Here is a 15,006-nt window from a genome sequence, read left to right as displayed (position 1 = left end):
ATATCAATCAATGAATCAGCAAAAACGTATTCTCGCGGTTGACGATGAACCCCACATGCGCCGTTTACTGGAAATTAGTTTACGTCAGGCTGGTTACCAGCCGATAGTGGCAGAAAATGGCCAGGAGGCACTCCGTATATTGCGAGATGACAATGTCGACCTGGTTGTAAGCGATTTACACATGCCGGTGATGGATGGCTTAAAACTGCTGGAAGCCATGCGAACTGAAAATATTGAGATTCCCGTTATTATTGTTACAGCACAAGGCGAAATTGCTTCCGCCGTGCAAGCAATGAAATTGGGCGCTTCGGATTATATTCTACGACCATTTGATTTAGAAACGCTTGAAATCGGCATTAGCCGTGCGCTTTCTATCACTCGATTAAAACTAGAAAATCAATTTCTGCGTGATGAAGCCAATCAAAGCGGAAAAAGCCTTACTAGCAAATGTCTTATTGGCGAAAGTCCAGGAATTTGCAAAGTGCATCATGCCATTTCGCAAGTAGCCGCAGAAAAAGTAACCGTAATGATTACAGGCGAAACAGGTACAGGCAAAGAACTGGTAGCCCGTGCAATTCATCAACAATCACCGAGAAAAAACTCGCTGTTTGTGGCGGTGAACTGCGCCGCCATTCCATCTGAAATGCTGGAGTCTGAATTGTTTGGCCACGAACGCGGCGCTTTTACCGGCGCAGTCAAAGAGCGCGTAGGTAAATTTGAATTGGCCGATGGCGGTACGTTGTTTTTAGATGAAATCACTGAAATGCCAATTTCCTTGCAAGCCAAGCTACTTCGGGCGCTTCAAGAAGGCACGATTGAACGACTTGGCAGCAACCGCCCATTGAGCGTGGATATCCGTGTCTTGGCTGCAACGAATCGCGACCCCATGCACGCCATTAAAGAGGGCAAGTTACGTGAAGACTTATATTACCGACTCAATGTTTTTCGTATTGACTTACCGCCATTGCGTGACCGGTTAAGTGACATTGAAATACTAGCCGCTCATTTTCTAAAAAAACGCAATATCAGTATTGACGATAGCGCGATACGCATGCTGCAATCTTATTCATGGCCGGGCAATGTGCGTGAGTTAGAAAATGTGTTGGAACGTGCTGCAATAGTCTGTGGAGGGCACACTATTCATGTCCAGCATTTACCTGCAGACATACATTCAAACAATGACATTCATCACAGCTTAAAATCCAAAATGCCTGAAGCAGCACAGCACACTGCGTCACTATCCCTTCCAGATGCAGTGCAATCACTTGAAATGCAAATGATTACAGAAGCACTTAATCAAGCTAATGACAATAAGAGCCGCGCAGCTAAGCTACTCAATATAAGCGAACGTACACTATGGTACAAATTAAGTCGTTACAATCTAACTAATCACTAGCTTGCCTAGTATTTGGTTAGATGCAAATGAGGATTCTGCATTTTTGTATGAAATTGGCATTAATTTTCCAATACCAGAATGGTATAAATCCTGTAAAATTACACTCTTTAGAGCAACTAATTCTGGTGCAGGCTATCAAATCACCTTAAATAGTCTGCATTAGAAAATATGCGCATTCTGCATACCTGTTGATATAAATCAATTGGGCTTTTGGCTTGGTGCGACAAAATGTCACGTGTGAAACTCACAAAGAATTATCAATAAGTGCTATGGGGGAACCAAATGCAAGATCTAAAAACTCAATCAACCACGTATAGCGATGGTGTTATACGGCAATTTTCAATCATGGCCGTGGTTTGGGGCGTGGTGGGTATGCTGGTCGGCGTCATTATCGCCGCTCAGCTTGTCTGGCCAGAACTCAATCTCGGTTTACCGTGGACAAGTTTCGGCCGCTTACGTCCACTTCATACTAATGCAGTGATTTTTGCATTTGGCGGATGTACTTTATTTGCTACGTCTTACTATATCGTGCAGCGTACCTGCCAAACCAGCCTGTTTATGCCAAAACTCGCCTCATTTACCTTTTGGGGTTGGCAACTGGTGATTCTCTCTGCAGCAGTTTCATTACCTTTGGGCTTTACGCAAGGTAAAGAGTACGCTGAATTAGAATGGCCAATCGATTTGCTTATTGCTGTAGTTTGGGTGTCTTATGCAGTCGTGTTCTTTGGCACTATCGCCAAGCGTAATGTTAAACACATTTATGTAGCTAACTGGTTCTTAGGTGCATTTATCCTTACAGTAGCCTTGCTACACATCGTAAACAGTGCTGCAATCCCTGCTGGCTACATGAAGTCTTACTCCGCTTACGCTGGCGTACAAGATGCCATGGTGCAATGGTGGTATGGTCATAACGCGGTTGGTTTCTTCCTTACTGCTGGTTTCCTGGGCATGATGTACTACTTTGTACCTAAACAAGCTGGTCGTCCTGTTTATTCATATAGCTTGTCTATTGTGCACTTTTGGGCATTAATTTTCACCTACATGTGGGCGGGTCCTCACCACTTACATTACACAGCATTACCTGACTGGACTCAGTCTTTAGGTATGGTGTTCTCGCTGATTTTATTAGCACCAAGCTGGGGCGGTATGATCAACGGTATCATGACAATGTCTGGTGCATGGCACAAATTGCGTACTGACCCTATCTTACGCTTCTTGATTGTTTCATTGTCTTTCTACGGTATGAGTACGTTTGAAGGCCCAATGATGGCGATTAAAACCGTAAACTCACTCTCACACTACACTGACTGGACGGTAGGTCACGTGCACTCTGGCGCTTTAGGCTGGGTGGGCTTGGTTTCTATGGGTTCACTTTACTTTATGGTGCCGCGCTTGTTTGGTCAAAAACAAATGCATAGCATCAAAGCCATTGAGTTGCATTTCTGGTTAGCAACGATTGGTATTGTGTTGTATATATCTGCATTATGGATTTCAGGTGTGATGGAAGGCTTAATGTGGCGCGCTATCAACGCTGACGGCACACTGACTTATACATTTGTAGAAAGCGTTAAAGCTAAACAACCGTACTACATCATCCGTACCTTAGGTGGTCTGCTTTACCTAAGCGGTATGATTATTATGTTGTGGAATGTGATTAAAACGGCAACAAGCGGTAAAGCTGCTGTTGTTGCGATTCCACCTGTTGCTGCCCACGCTTAAGGAAAAACATCATGTCAAATGAAGATAAAAAAAGTGGGTTCAGCCACGATAAAATTGAGACCAATAGTTTTTTAATGGTTGTGTTGATTTTAATTACAGTAGCTTTTGGCGGACTAGTGGAAATCGTGCCACTGTTTTTCCAAAAATCCACTACTGAACCAATCAAAGGGTTGATGCCTTATACGTCGTTACAATTAGCAGGGCGTGATATCTACACGCGTGAAGGTTGCTACAACTGCCATTCACAAATGATTCGTCCGTTCCGTGCTGAAACACTACGTTATGGTCACTATTCTGTAGCTGGCGAGTTTGTTTACGACCACCCATTCCAATGGGGTAGTAAACGTACTGGCCCAGACTTACATCGTGTAGGTGGGAAATACAGTGATGAATGGCAACGCATTCACTTAATTAACCCGCGCGACCTTGTACCTGAGTCCATTATGCCAGCCTACCCATGGTTAGAAACTAATCTAGTCGATGCTGATGCAATGCCTTCACACATGAAAGCATTGCGTAAAGTAGGTGTGCCTTATACCGATGCTGATATTGCGGGTGCAGCAGAAGAAGTAAAAGGTAAAACTGAGATGGATGCAATGATTGCGTATCTGCAGGTTTTAGGCATTCACTTAAAGTAACCTAAACTTCAGAAATTAACAGAGAACTCAAAATGGATATTAATACACTTCGAATCTTGGCGACCATTGTTAGTTTTATTGTGTTTATTGGCATCCTGGTCTGGGTTTGGCGGCGTCGAAACACTTCAGACTTTAAAGATGCAGCCAACCTGCCTTTTAAAGAAGATTAAGGTTAAGAAAACTTCACATGATGAAGAATAAAGGAAAATAAAATGAGTGACTTTACAAGTAGTTTTTGGCCTATGTTCATTACAGTCATTGCACTAGGTGGTATTTTTGGCTGTGCGCTGTTGTTGTGGCTAACCAGCAAAATTAAGGTAGTAAGTGCAAGCGGTGACAATACCAGTGGCCATGTGTGGGATGAGGATATTCGTGAAATGAATAATTCACTACCCCGCTGGTGGGTTTGGATGTTTATCATCACTATCATCTTTTCTCTGTTCTATTTAGCTGCATATCCTGGCTTAGGCAGTTTTGCCGGCAAGTTAGGCTGGACACAAAACAATCAGTATGACAAGGAAGTTGCTAAAGCAAACAAGGCGTTAGAACCTTTATACGCCAAGTTTGCAGCTATGCCAGTAGAAGAGCTATCAAAAAACCCAGAGGCTCATGCCATTGGTGAACGTTTATTTATGAATAACTGTTCACAATGTCATGGTTCAGATGCTCGTGGTAGCCGTGGCTTCCCAAATCTGACCGATAACGACTGGATACATGGTGGTAGTCCTGAAAAAATACATGAAACGATTGTTGCTGGTCGCAATGCTATGATGCCACCTTTAGCAGCAGCGTTAGGTACTCAGGATGATGTGAAAAACGTTGCCAATTATGTGCTTAGTTTATCAGGCAGTATGTTTGACTCAGGCCGTGCAGGATTAGGTAAAGAAAAGTTTGCTGTATGTGCTGCATGTCATGGTGCGGATGGAAAAGGGAATCAAGCGATAGGTGCACCTAATCTGACGGATAATGTTTGGTTACATGGTGCAGGTGAAGCGGCCATTATCAAACGTATTAATGAAGGTGTCATAAACCACATGCCTGCACAGGAAGGTAAATTTACGCCTGCACAAATACAAGTTTTAACAGCTTATGTTTGGGGTTTTTCAAATAATAAATAATGCCGGATATCGGCAATGTATTAAGGGCATCTCTATAAATACAAGTTTCTAAATTAGACAAGGCGTGAACAAAAAATAGCGACGCGGTATATAGTTGATATATAAGGAGTTATTTTTTGTTCGCAACGCCGTATAATAACGAAAATTGTATTTATAGAGGTGCCCTTAAGTCGTAATTGGTTAATGAAAGTAGGATGAATGAAAGAAACACCTGGCGCTAAATCAGCGGAAAAAACGATTCCCTTAAACGAAGTCGTCATTTCGCTGTACGAAGCGCAAGATAAGGTTTATCCACGTAGTGTTTCTGGATTCTTTACCAAGTGGCGCTGGGTCATGATTTGGCTGACCCAGCTGTTTTTTTATGGTGTACCCTGGCTAGACTGGGGTAGTCGCCAAGCCTTATTATTTAACTTGGAAACCAAGCGCTTTTATATCTTCAACTTGGTGCTATATCCGCAAGACCTGATTTACCTCACGGCAATTCTAATCATCTCAGCACTTTCGCTCTTTTTATTTACCGCCATTGCTGGGCGTTTATGGTGTGGCTATGCCTGCCCTCAGACGGTATATACTGAAATATTCCTTTGGATAGAGAGAAAGATTGAAGGCGACCGTGCTGCACGCATGCGACTAGATGCAGCTGACATGTCTTCCAAAAAATTTAGCAGAAAAGCTGCCAAGCACTTTGTTTGGATTGCCTTTGCGTTATGGACTGGCTTTACCTTTGTCGGCTACTTCACCCCTATACGTGAACTTAGCCAATCAGTGTTGAGCTTAAATCTAGGCCCATGGGAAACCTTTTGGATATGCTTTTACGGTTTTGCTACTTATGGCAATGCTGGATTTATGCGCGAGCAAGTCTGTAAATACATGTGTCCTTACGCACGCTTTCAAAGTGCAATGTTTGATGATGACACGCTAATCGTCACCTACGATGAAGCACGCGGTGAACCGCGCGGTGGCAGATCACGTAAAGTAGAAGTAAATTCCAAAGAATTGGGTTCCTGTATTGATTGCAACCTATGTGTACAGGTTTGTCCAACTGGAATTGATATTCGCAAAGGTTTGCAATATGAGTGCATTGGTTGTGGTGCTTGCGCCGACGTATGTGATACCGTGATGGATAAAATGGGCTATGAGCGCGGTTTAGTCAAATACTCTACACAGAATGCAGTCGACAATAAATGGACACACAAACAAATGTTGCAACGTATTTTAAGACCACGTGTCCTAATTTACTCAGCTGTGCTTATCTTGCTAATTGTGAGCTTACTGGCAAGTTTGTGGTTGAGAACACCGTTTAGAGTTAACGTGGTACGTGATGGTGTAATTGCGCGTATGACCGATGATGGAATGATTGAAAATGTCTATCGTTTACAAATCATGAATGGCACTGAGAGCACACAACACTTCAAGCTCAATGTCAGTGGTCTTAAAGACTTGGAAATTGAAACTAAAGTTGCAAAAAATAAAAAACCCGCTAAAGATTCCAAAGATATGAATCAGGCATTAAAGTCAGAGGATTCAAAAAATATCGAAGATGAAGAAAATGAAAATAAGGCAATTTTAGTAAAGCCAGCCGAGTCTCGTTGGATTATTGTAGATTTGAAAATCCCTGATGGAACAGAAAAATCAGGTTCACATAAAATCATGTTTGAAATACAGGCACTTGAAAGCAAGGAAACTATTACAGAAAAATCGGTATTCCTGGTTCCAAGGCAATAGTCATTTAAACAATAAGTACATATAGTTAATCAGTAACATATAACCAAATACAAATTTAAGGAGTACACAATGGAAACACTAGATACCAAACCCTGGTGGAATTATGGCTACGTCTGGTTCCTCATTTCCGGGCCGCTGTTAGTCATTATCGCTGGCTTTATTACCTTGTATCTAGCCGTCAGTAGACCAGACCCTGTAATTGATGATGATTATTATCGCAAAGGCATAGAAATCAATAAAACACTGAATGAACAACGCGATGAATTTGCGCCAGCAGGTCAGGCTCGCAACCATGCCGCTACCGGGCTTAAGCCAATACAAGACAGGTCAGTTAAACCCTAAGCCATGATGACCATAGCCGATGTTGCAATCATTGGAGCTGGGCCAGCAGGTTTATGCCTCGCTAAATCACTCGCTGAAACTGGTTTAAAAATTGTTGTACTCGAACGCCAAGCTGAAACCTCATTGTCATCGCCTGCTTTTGATGGTCGCGAGATAGCGTTAACGCATCACTCAGCAAAACTAATGCGCGAGTTAGGTTTATGGGCGCATATTGAACCGCAGGCAATTTCTCCCTTGCGGGATGCACGTGTTTTCAATGGTTCCTCACCCTTCTCATTAAATATCGGCCATCGGGATACCAAGCAAACTGAGCTCGGTTATTTGATTTCAAACCACCTCATACGCAAGGCCGCATACGAAGCGATTAAACAATCACCTGCCATTGCACTTAAAACAGAAGTACAAGTAACAAACATTCAGACAAATTCGAATAGTGCTGAAATTACGCTTGATGACGGAGAAGTCATTCAGGCAAAATTATTGATTGGTGCAGACAGCCGTTTCTCCGAAACACGTCGTGCAATGGGCATTGCAGCAGATATGCATGATTTTGGAAAAACAATGATGGTGTGCGTCATGGAGCACCCTGTTTCGCACGAGCATACTGCTTGGGAATGGTTTGACTACGGACAAACTTTAGCACTTTTACCCATGAATGGGTCGCGCTCATCTGTCGTCATTACACTAGCGCCAGATGAAATGAATCGCCTGATGAAAATGCACGAAGATGATTTTAACCGTGAGGTTTCGGCGCGATTCAAACATAGACTTGGGGCAATGCGCCTTATCTCCACGCGCCACGCATACCCATTAGTTACCGTATATTCCAAGCGTTTAATAGGTGAGCGTTTTGCATTAGTCGGTGACGCCGCCGTTGGTATGCATCCGGTCACTGCGCATGGCTTTAATTTTGGCTTAAAAGGGATTGCCACCTTGTCAGCCGAAATAAAAGTAGCTATTGCATCAGATAAAGATATCGCTTCGCATAGCCTTCTGCTACGTTATGAACAAGCGCATCGGCGCGATACACGTCCGCTATTTATTGCTACCCATGCGATTGCTAAAATTTACGGGGGTAATAGCCCGCCGGCCAGACTACTACGCGCTGGGGCACTCCGCATAGGTAATCGCATCACGCCGTTTAAACGTGCTGTAGCAGGGTTTTTAGCAGACGCCCGTTAAGGATTGACGTATACGTCAAGACCTAACTGACGTATACGCTCTGCAACGCCCTCCAGCCACTCAACTGACAATCGGCTAAGTCTCGGGGCTTCAGCCTGATAAGATGGCCGGGCCAACCCGTACAAATGCACCCCTTGAACAACGTCCTTAACCTGACTAATCAGCGTCAGATACGCTGAAATATCACTCTCTGATGGCGGCTGACCATCCAATGCAAACATGCAGGTTTGAATAAAAGTCGGGCATGCTTTTGCACAGTTTTTAAGGCGTTGTAGATGACTTTGCGGATTCAGGTTCACATCGTTGATGCGTACAATACCTTCTTTAGTACCTGCATCAATCTTAAACCACACCTCTCCATTGCACTTAGCTAGGTGACTAATGCTAGCCAGTATTGCTGGCTTATCCATCAAGCTTCCATTGGTAATTACCCTGATTTTGATGGGATTTATTTGCTTGGTATTCAATGAATCACCAAGCAAATTGAAATCAGTCAGTACTTTTTCAACTAAAAGCACCACTTCAGGAAATTCTTTAGCGCTCGTAGGCTCACCATTGCCAGAAAATGCAATGTCTTTAATATGCCTATCGCCAACAGCCACATAACGCTCCATAAAGTCACCATGCAGCGCATAGCTCAAAAATGTGCGTAACTCCCGCTCTAACACATCCAACTCAATTGGCGGCGGAGTGCCTCGCGTGAGATTCGGCACTTGGCAATAAACACAACGCCAATTGCAGGCATTATTGATATTGAGATTAATACCGATTGAAACACCGCCTGCGCGACGTGAAACAACAGGATAAATATACTTCATGCCGCCTACATCGCGGTTATGATCAGATACTGTAAGGAAGTTTTGTATGGTCATACAATGAGTAGCGAATGATTACTATAGAACAGAAAAACAAGATTTAAGTAACAAGATTTAAGTATCAAAATACTAAATGCACGCCTGTGGATTAAATATCTTTTTCAGTGCATCAGGTTTTAAAATATGTACATAGCGCTGCTTAACTTCAATGATACCTTCATCACTAAATTTTGAAAAAGCGCGACTAACGGTTTCAAGCTTCATGCCAAGATAACTGCCGATTTCTTCGCGCGACATTCTTAGCGTAAGTTCAGACTGTGAAAACCCGCGGGCATGCAAGCGTTGTACCAGATTCAATAAAAATGCCGCAAGCCGCTCTTCCGCACGCATATTACCTAATAACATCATGACGCTGTTTTCACGAACAATCTCACGGCTCATAATTTTATGCACATGGCGCTGCAATAACGGAAACTCACGCGATAAATCTTCCACTTTAGCAAATGGCATCACGCAAACATCAGCATCTTCTAAAGCAACAGCGTTACAACTATGATGATCACTCACAATACCGTCTAACCCAATGATTTCACCAGCCATTTGAAAGCCAGTCACTTGTTCACGTCCATCTTCGGTAGAAACGCAGGTTTTAAAAAAGCCTGTTCTAATCGCATAAAGTGAAGTGAATTTATCACCATTACCAAAAAGTAAATCGCCCTGCTTGATTCGACGGCGCGTAGCAACCACTTCATCGAGTTTTTTCATATCTTCTTTATCAAAGCCGATGGGCATGCAAAGCTCGCGCAAATTACAGTTGGAGCAGGCCACTTTAATGGTTTCTGGGGTAAGGGCTAGGTTCATATTCTACTAATGCTTTAGGTATGGTCATAAGCATACCGCTTTCGCCTAATAGTTGCTAGAGATTACATGTGGCAATTTTAAATTCACGCAATATTTTGTAGCTATTGACACACTAGCCAGTGCGTCATCATTTGATATGAATCAAGGAGGTTTAATAGCAAAACTGGCATAGTCTTATCCTGAACGAAATAGTAGGAGTATCACGATGACCACTAAAAGCCTTTTAAAAAACCCCGCAAACAAAGTAATCAATATTGCTCCAGCGGCAAACATGAGCTACATCATGCCTGGCGTAACAACAGAAATGTTGCAGAAATATGATGTTTCCGGTCCTCGTTACACCTCTTACCCAACTGCGGATAGGTTCGTAGAGGCTTTTACAGAAGAATCCTACAAGTTGGCGTTGGAGCAAAGACGAGTCGCCGGAGCTGCGCTACCTTTATCAATTTACGTACACATTCCATTTTGTGAATCACTTTGCTTTTTCTGTGCATGCAACAAAATAGTCACTAAGCATCATGAGCGTAGCGTGGAGTATTTACGCTATCTTAGCCGTGAAATTGATTTGCATGTAGAGCACTTAGGTACTGGTCAAACGATCTCTCAGCTGCATTTAGGTGGCGGCTCTCCGACTTTTTTCTCAGATGACGAGTTGTTTGAGTTGATGACCATGCTCAAACGTAACTTTGTGTTTGCCCCTAACGGTGAATATTCAATCGAAGTTGATCCACGTACCGTCAATGAAGCACGTCTGCAACATTTATCCGAACTAGGTTTTAACCGCCTGAGCTTCGGCGTGCAAGACTTTGACCCAGAAGTACAAAAAGCCGTACACCGCATTCAGCCTGCAGAACAGGTATTTTCATTAGTTGAAGCAGCAAGACGTTTGAAGTTTGAATCTGTGAATGTAGATTTAATCTATGGTTTACCCATGCAAACGCCAGAATCGTTTACCCGCACATTAGCGCAGGTGGTAGAACTCAGGCCTAACAGAATTGCGCTTTATGGTTATGCGCATTTGCCAGAGCGATTCAAACCACAACGCCGTATCAGCGAGTATGAACTGCCGGCCGCACAAGATAAAATCACCATGCTATCTAATGCATTATCTGCATTTATGAACGCTGGCTATGTATACGTGGGTATGGACCACTTTGCCCTGCCAGACGATGACCTGGCAATCGCCAAACGGCAAGGCAGGTTGCATCGTAATTTTCAAGGCTATAGTACACAACCAGATTGCGATTTAATCAGTCTGGGCGTTTCAGCAATAGGCCGGGTAGGTTCAACTTACAGCCAAAATGCTAAAACTATTGAAGAATATTATGATTATCTAAATCAAGGTCGCTTTCCAGTCGTGCGCGGATTGGCATTATCGCTGGATGATTTAGTACGACGCGCAGTGATTATGGCCATAATGTGCCAGGGTGCGCTGCAATATGAATCTATCGAGCTGGCGTATATGATAGATTTTAAAAGCTACTTTGCTAAAGAGTTGGAACTGCTTAAAGAGCAAGAAGCCACTGGCATGGTAGAACTGGATGATACAGGCTTGCAAGTGACTGACACCGGCTGGTTTTTTGTACGTGCTGTTGCCATGCTGTTTGACAGATACTTGCAAACTGACCGCAATCGCGCACGTTTTTCTAAAATCATCTAACTACAAAGCAATTTTTAAACCCTCAGGCATTCGCGCATCCCCTTCGACAAGCTCAGGGAGCAAAAAAGTTGTTCCCTGAGCTTGTCGAAGGGATGTCGAAGGAGATTACCTGCCCTAATATCCAAACTAACCTCCATAAAAAAAGCCCCTACCGAAAACGATAGAGGCTAAGGTGGAGCTTTGAAATCTTTTATATTAAATTCTAATTCTTAGAATTTTTTACCAATACCAATACTTACAACCCATGGATCGATATGTAAGTTATCAATTTTTTGGAAGCCTGCTCCAGCGTCTAAAGTAACATCAGTTTTAACCCAAACTTTTTTCACATCAAAGTTCACTAACCATTTATCTTGCAGGTTAATATCGAAACCGCCTTGAAGCACAGCACCAAAGTTGCTTCTTTCAATACGAATTGGTAGCGCATTCGGTCCAACTTGCGCAGTCAAACTACGATCCATACCAAGCACGAAGGCAGCACCCGCACCTACATACGGATCAAACATAGTATCTGGCATAAAGTGCCACTGTGCAGTTAATGTTGGCGGCAACAAATTAACGCTACCCAAGTTAGCGGCAACGGCACCAGTACCAGGAGTAATACTTACATCATGACGTGTACCTACAGCCAAAATCAATTCAGCAGCAATATTCTTAGTAATGTAGTAAGAAAAATCAATCTCGGGAATTGTATTGTTGCCTACTTTTAACTCAGCGTTAGGGCTACCATAAAGGACAGCTGCTGGTAAACCAGCAGCTGTTGTTGTTGATCCTAAACTACTACTCTCACTTGGTGAAACATTTGTTGCACGTAAACGCACAACAATATCACCTGCCTCTGCCATTGCAAAAGAAGGTGCGGCAGTGACTGCTGCTAAAGCTAATACTAATAACGATTTTTTCATTTTAAAACTCTCCACTTAGAAATATAACTTTGAAATAAAACTTAGAAATAAATTAATTTGATAGGTGAATTTTACGAGGTGCAATGATGATGCAATTTGATATGTATCAATTAGACACATGAAAGTAGTTGAGAGTTGTTTTTTTACAACAGAAATACTTGTTAATTTTAACTTTCTGAAAAAGCGGCACTTCTAGCTAAAATGTAGGAGTGGTCTTTGACCACGAAAAGATTGATTCGCGGTCAAAGACCGCTCCTACAAGAGTTTACAACCAAATATTATCAAAAATCATACTTTTCAAACAAGGCAATAGACTCCACATGCGCGGTATGCGGAAACATATTAATCACCCCTGCCGCACTTAAAATGTAGCCCTTTTCATTGACTAACACACCTGCATCACGTGCCAAAGTCGCCGGGTTACATGATACATACACGATGCGCAGGGGGCTGTTGCTCTCATCCAGCGATTTAATTAACTCAAAAGCACCATCGCGCGGTGGGTCAACCAGCCATTTATCAAAACGGCCTAAATTCGTTAAGGCTTCTGGTGTCATTTTAAACAAATCAGCCACGCCAAAATTTGTATTGTTAATCTGATTTAAAGCTGCACTTTCGTTAGCCCTATCCACCAAATTAGCCAAACCTTCAAGCCCCAAAACCTGTGCGCCACTGCGGGCGATAGGTAATGTGAAATTGCCGATACCACAGAAGAAATCCGCGATTTTTTCATTGCTTTGAGGCGCCAATAACTGCATCGCGCGGCGTATCATCACTCGATTGATTTGCGGATTCACCTGCGTAAATTCATTCGGCTTAAACGGATAAGTTAAATTGAACTCAGGCAGGCTGTATTTGAGCTGTGGCGAGGACTGTGGATAAAACGGCTTAATCGTATCCGGGCCTTTGGTTTGCGTCCAAATCTGCACGGCATGGTCATCAGCAAATAATTTAAGTAGCGCTTCATCTTCCAAAGTAGGCGTAGCCATAATGCGCAAAATTAGCACTATGACGGGCTTATTATCTTCAGCCTCGACCTCAGTTTTTTCACCCACTGCAAGTTCTATTTGCGGTAGTTTATCCCGCAAACTGAGTTGAGCAATCATCTGTTGCAAAGGCGCAATTAAAGCCGAAACTTCTGGCACAAGCACTTCGCAACTGTTCATATCTGCCACGTAGCGTGTTGCTTTTTCATTAAAACCAACTAAGACGCGCTGTTTTTTCTCTACATACTTAACACTCAAGCGCGCTTTATGGCGGTAACCCCAAGTCGGGCCATACAAAGGCGGTAACATATTTTCAGCTTTAACTTTGCCAATATGCCATAAGTCATTTTCGAGTAATCTTTGTTTAGCTGCCACTTGTGCGGCAAAGTCTAAATGCTGCAGTTTGCACCCGCCACATAAGCCAAAGTGCGGGCATTTTGGTGTTACGCGTTGATTGGATTGCTTTAGCACCTCAACCACATTGGCGACTTCATAGCCAGGCTTAATCCGAATCGATTGAAAGGTGACTTTTTCATTCGGCAATGCGCCATCCACAAAAATGGTTTTACCGTCAACATGTGTGACGCCACGTCCTTCTTGGTCTAGCGACTCAATGACGGCGTATTTAATTTCCTGGATTGGTGGGGGTTGATTACGATTTCGAGAACGACGTGCCATGGGAAAACCTGTGATACTTAAATGAGGTGTGATTTTAACGCATTATTTAAAAGTACAATGATATATGTAGGAGCGACGCCTCGTTCACTCAGAATAATGCGCTTTAGCGCATATATTATGTGGGGAAGCCAAATACTGGCTCGCGATTGCTACATTGCCTTCGCGACGAGGCGTCGCTCCTACAAAAAACTACTTCCAAGCCGCTAAAAACTCTACCCAATGCGGAGCGCTGTAGCTGGTTAATGTGTCACGTACCAACTTAATCTCAGCATCATAGGTTGCTGGCGTTAGATGACCACGCATAAGTTGAAAACGTAAAAATACCAGATGCGTATTAGCAACGTCAGTTTCGCAATAATTACGAATTTCTTCAATACCGCCTGCCTTATAGGCATCCCATACTTTGCTGCCATCCATACCCAACTTACCTGGAAAGCCGCACAGCTTGGCCAAATCATCTAATGGCGCATTGGCACGCGCGTTGAACATCGCCATTACATCCATTAAATCCAAGTGGCGCGTGTGGTAACGGCTAATGTAATTGTTCCATTTAAACTCTTTATCATCCTCGCCTAAATCCCAATAACGGCTAGCATTGATGCCGTGTATCAGCCCGCGATAATGCAACACTGGCAAATCAAAGCCGCCACCATTCCATGAGATTATTTGCGGGGTGAATTTATCGATACCATCAAAAAAACGTTGAATGATTTCAGCTTCGCTTGAGTCCGCATCGCCAAGCGTCCAGACTTTAAAATTACCCCCTTCACGCAATGCACATGAGATTGCGCAGATACGGTGTTGATGCAAAGGAAGAAAGTCCGTGCCATTTTGCTGGCGGCGTTTATGCAAAGCGATATTAGCGACATCATCAGCTGAAATTTCTTGCGGAAGATCATACAAAATACGAAGACCATCCGTATCAGGGATGGTCTCGATATCAAATACCAGCGTAGGCGTCATGATGTGAATCTAAAAATT

General features: G+C 43.1%; 14 protein-coding genes. 9 read left to right on the top strand and 5 right to left on the bottom strand.

The features are described from left to right. Nucleotides 1–10 precede the first annotated feature (10 nt). The 8 genes from Q8J82_RS05715 (at nt 11) to ubiM (ending at nt 8,120) form a co-directional block, all read left to right on the top strand. A complete protein-coding gene (locus tag Q8J82_RS05715; RefSeq protein ID WP_305327915.1) occupies nt 11–1,396 on the top strand; it encodes a sigma-54 dependent transcriptional regulator in 1,386 nt (461 codons plus the stop codon). A 282-nt stretch (nt 1,397–1,678) separates the two neighbouring features. Continuing rightward, nucleotides 1,679–3,115, top strand: coding sequence for a cytochrome-c oxidase, cbb3-type subunit I (gene ccoN / locus Q8J82_RS05710; RefSeq protein WP_304889996.1), 1,437 nt, complete (start codon nt 1,679–1,681; stop codon nt 3,113–3,115). Between the two features lie 11 nt (nt 3,116–3,126). Further along, nucleotides 3,127–3,753 (top strand): cytochrome-c oxidase, cbb3-type subunit II, encoded by a 627-nt coding sequence (gene ccoO, locus Q8J82_RS05705; RefSeq protein WP_304889997.1) that lies wholly within the window; start codon nt 3,127–3,129, stop codon nt 3,751–3,753. Between the two features lie 32 nt (nt 3,754–3,785). Continuing rightward, entirely contained in the window at nt 3,786–3,923 is a 138-nt protein-coding gene (locus Q8J82_RS05700; RefSeq protein ID WP_304889998.1) for a cbb3-type cytochrome c oxidase subunit 3, read from the top strand. A gap of 42 nt (nt 3,924–3,965) precedes the next feature. Next, nucleotides 3,966–4,871, top strand: a complete 906-nt coding sequence (gene ccoP / locus Q8J82_RS05695) for a cytochrome-c oxidase, cbb3-type subunit III (protein WP_304889999.1) — start codon at nt 3,966–3,968, stop codon at nt 4,869–4,871. Between the two features lie 198 nt (nt 4,872–5,069). Continuing rightward, the gene (ccoG, locus tag Q8J82_RS05690; protein ID WP_305327914.1) at nt 5,070–6,596 is read left to right on the top strand and encodes a cytochrome c oxidase accessory protein CcoG; all 1,527 of its coding nucleotides are present in this window, start codon (nt 5,070–5,072) and stop codon (nt 6,594–6,596) included. A 69-nt stretch (nt 6,597–6,665) separates the two neighbouring features. Further along, nucleotides 6,666–6,938: a FixH family protein gene (locus tag Q8J82_RS05685; RefSeq protein ID WP_304890001.1), complete on the top strand. Its 273-nt coding sequence runs from the start codon at nt 6,666–6,668 to the stop codon at nt 6,936–6,938. Nucleotides 6,939–6,941: 3 nt separating this feature from the next. Next, nucleotides 6,942–8,120: a 5-demethoxyubiquinol-8 5-hydroxylase UbiM gene (gene ubiM, locus Q8J82_RS05680; protein ID WP_305327913.1), complete on the top strand. Its 1,179-nt coding sequence runs from the start codon at nt 6,942–6,944 to the stop codon at nt 8,118–8,120. On the opposite strand, the gene Q8J82_RS05675 is transcribed toward ubiM, so the two are convergent. Further along, the gene (locus Q8J82_RS05675) at nt 8,117–8,992 is read right to left on the bottom strand and encodes a radical SAM protein (protein WP_305327912.1); all 876 of its coding nucleotides are present in this window, start codon (nt 8,990–8,992) and stop codon (nt 8,117–8,119) included. The two genes, ubiM and Q8J82_RS05675, sit on opposite strands and share 4 nt — an antisense overlap. A gap of 72 nt (nt 8,993–9,064) precedes the next feature. Beyond that, on the bottom strand, nt 9,065–9,796 hold the full coding sequence (gene fnr / locus Q8J82_RS05670) for a fumarate/nitrate reduction transcriptional regulator Fnr (protein ID WP_304890004.1): 732 nt from the start codon (nt 9,794–9,796) through the stop codon (nt 9,065–9,067). Between the two features lie 271 nt (nt 9,797–10,067). Here fnr and hemN point away from each other — a divergent pair, with 271 nt between their 5' ends. After that, complete coding sequence (gene hemN, locus Q8J82_RS05665) at nt 10,068–11,456, top strand: oxygen-independent coproporphyrinogen III oxidase (protein WP_305327966.1); 1,389 nt, start codon at nt 10,068–10,070, stop codon at nt 11,454–11,456. Nucleotides 11,457–11,665: 209 nt separating this feature from the next. Here hemN and Q8J82_RS05660 read toward each other — a convergent pair whose 3' ends face one another. From Q8J82_RS05660 to Q8J82_RS05650, 3 genes are all read right to left on the bottom strand, one after another. Then, nucleotides 11,666–12,361, bottom strand: a complete 696-nt coding sequence (locus Q8J82_RS05660) for an OmpW family protein (RefSeq protein WP_305327911.1) — start codon at nt 12,359–12,361, stop codon at nt 11,666–11,668. A 281-nt stretch (nt 12,362–12,642) separates the two neighbouring features. Beyond that, on the bottom strand, nt 12,643–14,025 hold the full coding sequence (gene rlmD / locus Q8J82_RS05655) for a 23S rRNA (uracil(1939)-C(5))-methyltransferase RlmD (protein ID WP_305327910.1): 1,383 nt from the start codon (nt 14,023–14,025) through the stop codon (nt 12,643–12,645). Nucleotides 14,026–14,214: 189 nt separating this feature from the next. Next, complete coding sequence (locus tag Q8J82_RS05650; protein WP_305327102.1) at nt 14,215–14,988, bottom strand: 3'-5' exonuclease; 774 nt, start codon at nt 14,986–14,988, stop codon at nt 14,215–14,217. Nucleotides 14,989–15,006: the final 18 nt, after the last annotated feature.

Source organism: Methylotenera sp. (assembly GCF_030684185.1).
Taxonomy (GTDB): Bacteria; Pseudomonadota; Gammaproteobacteria; order Burkholderiales; family Methylophilaceae; genus Methylotenera.
This window is presented reverse-complemented; position numbering and strand designations above follow the sequence as displayed.

What these genes read in the sequence shown, in the direction of transcription:
- Q8J82_RS05715 (WP_305327915.1), top strand. Translation starts at nt 11, where the DNA reads ATGAATCAGCAAAAACGTATTCTCGCGGTTGACGATGAACCCCACATG.
- ccoN (WP_304889996.1), top strand. Translation starts at nt 1,679, where the DNA reads ATGCAAGATCTAAAAACTCAATCAACCACGTATAGCGATGGTGTTATA.
- ccoO (WP_304889997.1), top strand. Translation starts at nt 3,127, where the DNA reads ATGTCAAATGAAGATAAAAAAAGTGGGTTCAGCCACGATAAAATTGAG.
- Q8J82_RS05700 (WP_304889998.1), top strand. Translation starts at nt 3,786, where the DNA reads ATGGATATTAATACACTTCGAATCTTGGCGACCATTGTTAGTTTTATT.
- ccoP (WP_304889999.1), top strand. Translation starts at nt 3,966, where the DNA reads ATGAGTGACTTTACAAGTAGTTTTTGGCCTATGTTCATTACAGTCATT.
- ccoG (WP_305327914.1), top strand. Translation starts at nt 5,070, where the DNA reads ATGAAAGAAACACCTGGCGCTAAATCAGCGGAAAAAACGATTCCCTTA.
- Q8J82_RS05685 (WP_304890001.1), top strand. Translation starts at nt 6,666, where the DNA reads ATGGAAACACTAGATACCAAACCCTGGTGGAATTATGGCTACGTCTGG.
- ubiM (WP_305327913.1), top strand. Translation starts at nt 6,942, where the DNA reads ATGATGACCATAGCCGATGTTGCAATCATTGGAGCTGGGCCAGCAGGT.
- Q8J82_RS05675 (WP_305327912.1), bottom strand. Translation starts at nt 8,992, where the DNA reads ATGACCATACAAAACTTCCTTACAGTATCTGATCATAACCGCGATGTA.
- fnr (WP_304890004.1), bottom strand. Translation starts at nt 9,796, where the DNA reads ATGAACCTAGCCCTTACCCCAGAAACCATTAAAGTGGCCTGCTCCAAC.
- hemN (WP_305327966.1), top strand. Translation starts at nt 10,068, where the DNA reads ATGAGCTACATCATGCCTGGCGTAACAACAGAAATGTTGCAGAAATAT.
- Q8J82_RS05660 (WP_305327911.1), bottom strand. Translation starts at nt 12,361, where the DNA reads ATGAAAAAATCGTTATTAGTATTAGCTTTAGCAGCAGTCACTGCCGCA.
- rlmD (WP_305327910.1), bottom strand. Translation starts at nt 14,025, where the DNA reads ATGGCACGTCGTTCTCGAAATCGTAATCAACCCCCACCAATCCAGGAA.
- Q8J82_RS05650 (WP_305327102.1), bottom strand. Translation starts at nt 14,988, where the DNA reads ATGACGCCTACGCTGGTATTTGATATCGAGACCATCCCTGATACGGAT.